Origin of the sequence: Micromonospora mangrovicola (assembly GCF_047200535.1) — a bacterium.
GTDB lineage: Bacteria > Actinomycetota > Actinomycetes > Mycobacteriales > Micromonosporaceae > Micromonospora.
On sequence record NZ_JBJZOG010000183.1, the window covers coordinates 1 to 6,060 of the forward strand.

The following is a 6,060-nucleotide window of genomic DNA, read 5'->3' on the forward strand; positions in this document are numbered from 1 at the left end:
GTCCGAGCGTGATGGCCGCCCGGCGAGCAGCAACTCCTCGTGACGAACGCCGTCCCTCGCCGCCCGGCCCGGCCTTCCAGCCAAGCCGATGTGGGAATGTGCGGTGCCCAGCAGGGATGATCACACCTGCGGGATGGCGGCCATACTGGGGCGCATGGCCCGGGATGCTTCGTCGGTTGACGCCGTTCTGCACTTCGCGGCTGCCCTGCGCGATATACGTGGTCGGCTGCTTGCCGATTTGTTCCCCATCGCGGACATCGCGGATCTTCTGGCAGCGGTCCGCTCACGTCGGGAGCTTCCCCGAGAGGGCCGTACCCGTAGCGGCATCGAGTATACCGTCCATGGCGCGGGGTGCCGGATGATCAGCTCGGACGGCATGGAGCTCGACGTAGACCTGGTCACCGACCGCTTGCTCGGGCGCGAGGTTGAAGTATTCGACGCCTGGCGAATCCGCTGGTTCCTCGACGAAGCCGCCGATGACGGCTACAGCCATGAGGACATCGTCGCGGCCTGCATCCACCTTGCCAGCGACAGCCACCTACGCCAGGTGGTTGAAGGGCGCTGGTTCGCGCTGCCCGACGACACTGGCAGCCCAGCATGAACCACCCGCACCCATCCACCGCCATCCGTCTTGCTGCAGCGCACGGCCGCTCGGCGCTACGAAGACGGACGGACGCACGCCCCGCCTCGCCGCAGATTTCGACGCCGTCGTCCAACTGCTTCAACATCGGGAAGAGCATGCCACTGCTGCTTGCCGGCATCGCGCTGTTTGACGCCGACTCCCCGTTTCGCGGCGGCTCGCTCTTCTGCCACGGAGCGCTCGTCACGGAAGGTATCCGGATCGCGGGTGCCTGCATCCGGACGTAGCCGATGAGCGCGCGTTCTGTGGCACCCTGCGTATGTGAGTTCAGCCGACTTCCGCGAGCCCTGGTTTCGTCTCGAAGGCGAGAGCGCTCGGACGTTCGAGCAGGAGGCAGCGACTGAGATCGCGGCGGGCCATGAACTGCACGGTCTTGCCCTGGCAGCCGTGGCGAAGTGCGAGGGCTGTGACTCAGTGGTCTTCCGCGCGTCGGACGGCACCTTCGCGATAGTTCATCTCAGTTGGATACGGAAGCCCGAGGCGCCACCATGGCCGCGGGCCACCCGGCTCGGGGGTTTCATCGCGGTGGAGATGGCGATGGATCAGCACGAACACTGACCACTCATGCCGCCGAGCGGGTGCCACGGAGCGTGATCGCGTTCGCGGATGCCAGGGCGAACGCCCGTGCCGAGAAGGGCACCGTCGACAGCTCGGAAGCCCCAGCCGGGCGGGCGACGGTGGCGCTTCAGTCCGTTCCCCCTCCGCCACCGTCTGAATCGAAGTTTGCGGCGTCGCCATAGGCGGCGTTCTCCACGATGGCGGCCGAGTGCCGGTCCGGGACGCCTCGGCCCCGATCGAAGATGTCGCGGCCAGGGCGCGGCGAGCTACGGCGGATGGATCGCATGGCGGCCCGCGCGGCAGCCGCCTTTTCCTCGACGGTCTGTGGTCGACGGCGTCTGCGCTTGAAGATCAGGACCGTGATGCCCGTCGCGAGCCCGATGCCAGCGAGCCAGAGATACCACTGCATGCCATCACGGTAGAAGAGGCCCGCACCTGAACGGGATACCCGCTTACGCCGCCGAGCGGGCAGTATCACCATGACGTAGATCAAGTGTGCCCAAATTGCGGTCGTGCCGACGAGCGGACGCTGTCAGCTGCTTTGAACTACATCGACGCAAGCCCCTGCGCGCCAAGCCTGACAGAGCGCTAGCATCGCCTCCGTGATCGAGGACTTCGCCAGCCGGCTCCTGCGCGACGTGGCCCGCCTCGACCCTTGCGCGGCAGTCGTCGAGGTCGGCGAGCAGGAGGTCGACGGGCTCACCGACTACAGTCCGGACGGCCACCAGGCCCGCGCCGATCTCGCCGCCTGCGCCCTGCGCGAGCTCGAGACCCTGCACGGGGCGCTGCCCGCGACGAGCCCGCTGCACGCTCACCTCGCCGAACGGCTGCGCGCCCGCATCGCCTTCCACGATGCCGGGGAGGACCTGCGCGAACTGCATGCGGCAGCCACCGGCCCGCTCCAGCTCATCCGCCAGTCCGTCGAGGCCGCGGTGCCCGGCCGCGACGCCGAGGGCGCAACCTACGAGGATGGCTGGGCCCGCGTCGGCGCGCGCCAGGCTGCGATCCCGGCGGCCCTGGACGGGTATGCCCGCAGCCTCATGCTCGCCGCCGAGCGCGGTCACCTGCCGACGCGGCGCCAAGTGGAGCTCGTGACGCAGCGCTGCCGCAATTGGGTCGACGATGACATCGCCCTGGTGGAGCGCTACGGCGATGGGCCGCAGCGGGCGTCGTTGCAGGCAGCGGCGCAGGGCGCGCGGGAGGCGTACCAGAGACTGGCCGCGCTGCTGACCGCGGACCTGGCACCGCGGGCGCGCAGCGAGGAGGCTTTCGGGCCGCAGCGGTACGCACTCTGGGTGCGGACCTTCCTCGCTATCGAGCCGGACCTGCGCGAGCTCTACGAGTGGGGCTGGGACGAGTTCACCGCGATCGAGGCGGAACTGGTCGCGGAGGCGAAGGCCCTGGGCGGGAGCGTGCCCGCGGTGCTCGACCGGCTCGACCGGCCCGACGCGCCAGGCACCCTGCATAGCCGGGCCGCATTCGGTGCATGGCTGCAGGAGCTGCTGGAGGCCACCATCGAGCAGCTGCACGGCGTGCACTTCGACATCCCCGCGCCGCTGCGGCGCATCGAGTCCCGGGTGACCGTGTCGGCCGGCACCGGCTACACCGGGCCGTCGCAGGACCTGACGCGGCCAGGCCGTGTCTGGTGGTTCCTCCCCGAGGACCAGGTGAGCTTCCCCACCTGGTGGGCCTACAGCACCGCGTACCACGAGGGCGTACCCGGCCACCACCTCCAGATCGGCTACGAGGCCTGCCAGAGTGGCCTCGGGCAGCGGCTGAACCTGCTCGGCGGGCTCTCCGGCTGCCAAGAGGGCTGGGCCTTGTACGCCGAGCGGTACATGGACGAGCTCGGGCTCTACGAGCAGCCGGGTGCACGCTTGGGGTACCTGTTCATGCAGCTGCTGCGGGCGGCGCGGGTCGTGCTCGACATCGGCCTGCACCTGCGGCTGCCGGTGCCGTCCGGTGGCGGCGCATCGTGGACGCCGGATGCCGCGCTGCAGCTGCTGCGGGGCCGCTGTCATCAAGGGCCGTACGCGTCCGCGGAGCTCGCGCGCTATCTGGGCAGGCCAGGGCAGGCGCTGACCTACAAGGTAGGTGAGCGGGTGTGGCTGGCAGGCCGCTCATCCTTCGACGACGACCGGCGAGCATTCCACCGTCGGGCGATGGAACTTGGCTCGCTGGGACTGGACCAGCTGACGGGGGCGCTGACCGGTCCTTTGACATCCGGCCACTCTGGACGACGTCCGGACGTACCAACATAAAAGATCTTGAGTGTCCGGCCGATGGGGATCACCTCAGGTTGGTGGGTGACTGGACCGATCACGTTACTCATCGGCGCTCCCACCGTGACGCTCCCCGAATGGCCACCGCCATCACCCGCGTTCACCACAGACATCCACGCCGCTCTGGCGGTCGTACCGGCATCGTCTACTGGACGAGAAGCAGAGCCAACAGCCTTCGCTTCCTGAACTTGCCATCTTTCTAGTCGAGGACCACGCCTTCGGATGGCTGGTCTACTGGCAATCTGTCGACTACCTCCGCTCCAGAGACTTCGGAAAGATGCTGATAGGACACGGCCCGTACCTCGTTGATCGAGAGGACGGGAGCATCCACCACATCCCGGTGACCGCACATGTCGACGATAAGTGGGAAGAGTCGTACCTGGAGCACGTCAGAGGCGTGAAACCACCAGACCCGCTGCTCACGACGATCCGAGATCTGCTCTCATGCGACGGGGCCATGGCCGCGCTTCGGTATCTCCGCAAGCAGGCGCCGCAGTTGGGACTGCAGGACGCAAAGGCGTACATCGACGCTGTACGTAAAGGCGATGAGCCTGCCGAGAACCTGCTCATCCAGGCTCGCCGACGAACCGTGCTGTCGATCGAAACCCTCGCTGGTCCTGCTGAGGCAGTACCTCCCGTCAACCAAAGTGGGCCCGCACCAATCTGATAAGCCGACTCAACGTCCACGAGCCTGCGCCCGACGCCGCCGGCCAACCGATTTGCCCGAGATCACGCGTCCGGATCTGCCGCCGGGCGGGAGCGGTGGCTAGGCATCCTCCTCGTCAAACGGCTCGTCACTCCACCGCCACCATGCCTCGTTGCCATCGATGTGGAGAAGGAACTCGGGAACCTCCTGGCCCTCCGGGTACCGAAGCGTCACAGCGTTCCGGACGGCCTCGTACGCACGCTCCCAGGACTCGACATCCTCATCGACGTGATCGAGCAGCCGCAGTTCCTCGGCGAAGAGCGGCCGGACCTCCACGAGCCCTTCCCGCGGAATGACACGAGCGTTCAGCCACGGGAAGTCGCCACCGGTCACCACGAGATCAGCCGGTACCCCGCCGTCGTCGCGCTGGTGCAGCGTCCAAGCGCCGCCGTGATGATCACCTGTCCCGCAGGCTATTCTCCAGTTCTTCGGGCGCCCGCATTCGCCACGCGTCGGTGACCAGTTCGGCCAGCCGCTCGACTGATACCTCGGTGAGGCGCAACATCACCAGGGGAAGGCCGTCGTACCCGGCCGTCGTGAAGAAGAGGTCGGGCTCGCCGAGGAGTAGCGCCTGCTTCTCCCCCTCGTCACCGACGTAGAGAACCGCGATATCGGTGCGGATCACCCGCGGCTTCCCAGGCAGGCGCTCCGGGTACGACCAGACGAATCCCCTGTTGTCTACGCGGAAGTCGAAGCCGTCGCTGTCAATTTCCACGACTTGGGGCAGAGCGAGCGCCAGGCGGCGTACGTCGTCGGCATCAGCCATGCGCAGAGGCTACAGCGGTGCCCGGTTTTGCCCTCATCGACGCGGCCAGCGCTCCACGCCGGGCGCTCGCTCCTTGCCCATCAACGGGTGTACGGATCTGCCACAACCGGTGCGCCGCCCGTTGACGTACACGTCGCCGCATGTAGGCGGTCGTCGCGACCTGCGCGTCCTGTCGTGCGTGGAAGGGCCCGCGGAGGCGACGGTGCGGGCGGTTCCCGTGAGAGGAGTCTGGCAGGGCCGTCTTCGCTGTCCTCGTCGATCGCGCCACCGCCGAGGATCGCTGTTTCGGAACGGTCAGTGCACCGGACCGAACAGGTGGGTGGCGTATACCAAGGCCTGGAATGGTGCGGGGTCGGGCGGGGCGAGCCGGTCTGGGCGAGGTCCGTTCGGGGTAATGCCGGGCCAGTGCTCGCTCAGCCAGTCCTGCTCGACCCGGTAGAGGCGTTCGAACCGCGACCGTAGGGTGGCGACCAGTCGTGGGATTCGTTCGGAGGGCGAGCCGCTCAGGTGACGGGGCAGGTAGGCGATGGTCAGCAGGACCTGGAACTGCTTGAGACCTGGTGTGATCTCGCGAGGTTGCAATGCTGGTGGCGGCCGATCGAGTTGCCGCCGCAGCTTCGTGTGTAACTCGGACCAGGCGCGGTCATCGCCCACACCGGCCAGCCCGATGACGGCGTAGTCCGCGACTGCCTCTGGAACACCGGTCAGATGCGCGCTTAGCACATCGGATGCCGCAGCGCCTCCACGCTTGGCGAGTGCGAGCAGCGCGGCGCAGCGCAGATCAACCGAGCGCTGCGGCACGGCCAGCAGATTCCGCAGCGCCCGCGACGCCCTCGTCGCCCTGGGCATCACCCAACGCCGCGACCACCGTCACCTCCTCGGCGCCACGTAGCGATCCCAGCATCCCGGCCAGCCTTGCCTCCCCGGGCGGGCCTTCCATGACCGCGCTTTGGACCGCTGTCTCAAATGATCGGTCAGCCACGCTCAGCACGATGACCGACTCCGGCGCTGCTCATCCAGCACCGTCGCCAAACGCGGTGTACGTGCGCCAGACGCACTGATCTGCCGAAGCTTCCGTCACGCGCCAAGCGCGAGCCGGCTATTCATC

Annotated in this window: 9 protein-coding genes; 5 read left to right on the forward strand and 4 right to left on the reverse strand. The window is 67.8% G+C overall.

Annotated features, from left to right (window positions below; all coding sequences use genetic code 11):
* Window positions 1–154: 154 nt before the first annotated feature.
* The 3 genes from ACL02O_RS33345 to ACL02O_RS33355 are packed head-to-tail and all read left to right on the forward strand — an operon-like array spanning window position 155 to window position 1,198.
* Entirely contained in the window at window positions 155–601 is a 447-nt protein-coding gene (locus tag ACL02O_RS33345; RefSeq protein ID WP_412822165.1) for a DUF6896 domain-containing protein, read from the forward strand.
* Window positions 598–867, forward strand: coding sequence for a hypothetical protein (locus ACL02O_RS33350; RefSeq protein WP_412822166.1), 270 nt, complete (start codon window positions 598–600; stop codon window positions 865–867). The genes ACL02O_RS33345 and ACL02O_RS33350 overlap by 4 nt, the downstream gene beginning before the upstream one ends.
* Window positions 868–901: 34 nt before the next feature.
* Window positions 902–1,198, forward strand: a complete 297-nt coding sequence (locus ACL02O_RS33355; protein ID WP_412822167.1) for a hypothetical protein — start codon at window positions 902–904, stop codon at window positions 1,196–1,198.
* A 127-nt stretch (window positions 1,199–1,325) separates the two neighbouring features.
* Here the strand turns inward: ACL02O_RS33355 and ACL02O_RS33360 are convergent, their stop codons facing one another.
* Window positions 1,326–1,607, reverse strand: coding sequence for a hypothetical protein (locus tag ACL02O_RS33360; RefSeq protein WP_412822168.1), 282 nt, complete (start codon window positions 1,605–1,607; stop codon window positions 1,326–1,328).
* 193 nt (window positions 1,608–1,800) lie between these two features.
* On the opposite strand from ACL02O_RS33360, the gene ACL02O_RS33365 reads away from it, so the two are divergent.
* Complete coding sequence (locus tag ACL02O_RS33365) at window positions 1,801–3,459, forward strand: DUF885 domain-containing protein (RefSeq protein WP_412822169.1); 1,659 nt, start codon at window positions 1,801–1,803, stop codon at window positions 3,457–3,459.
* A gap of 214 nt (window positions 3,460–3,673) precedes the next feature.
* On the forward strand, window positions 3,674–4,147 hold the full coding sequence (locus tag ACL02O_RS33370) for a YrhB domain-containing protein (protein ID WP_412822173.1): 474 nt from the start codon (window positions 3,674–3,676) through the stop codon (window positions 4,145–4,147).
* Between the two features lie 99 nt (window positions 4,148–4,246).
* On the opposite strand, the gene ACL02O_RS33375 is transcribed toward ACL02O_RS33370, so the two are convergent.
* From ACL02O_RS33375 to ACL02O_RS33385, 3 genes are all read right to left on the reverse strand, one after another.
* Entirely contained in the window at window positions 4,247–4,519 is a 273-nt protein-coding gene (locus tag ACL02O_RS33375; RefSeq protein ID WP_412822170.1) for a hypothetical protein, read from the reverse strand.
* Between the two features lie 64 nt (window positions 4,520–4,583).
* The gene (locus ACL02O_RS33380) at window positions 4,584–4,952 is read right to left on the reverse strand and encodes an MmcQ/YjbR family DNA-binding protein (RefSeq protein WP_412822171.1); all 369 of its coding nucleotides are present in this window, start codon (window positions 4,950–4,952) and stop codon (window positions 4,584–4,586) included.
* Between the two features lie 294 nt (window positions 4,953–5,246).
* A complete protein-coding gene (locus ACL02O_RS33385; RefSeq protein ID WP_412822172.1) occupies window positions 5,247–5,753 on the reverse strand; it encodes a hypothetical protein in 507 nt (168 codons plus the stop codon).
* Between the last annotated feature and the right edge of the window lie 307 nt (window positions 5,754–6,060).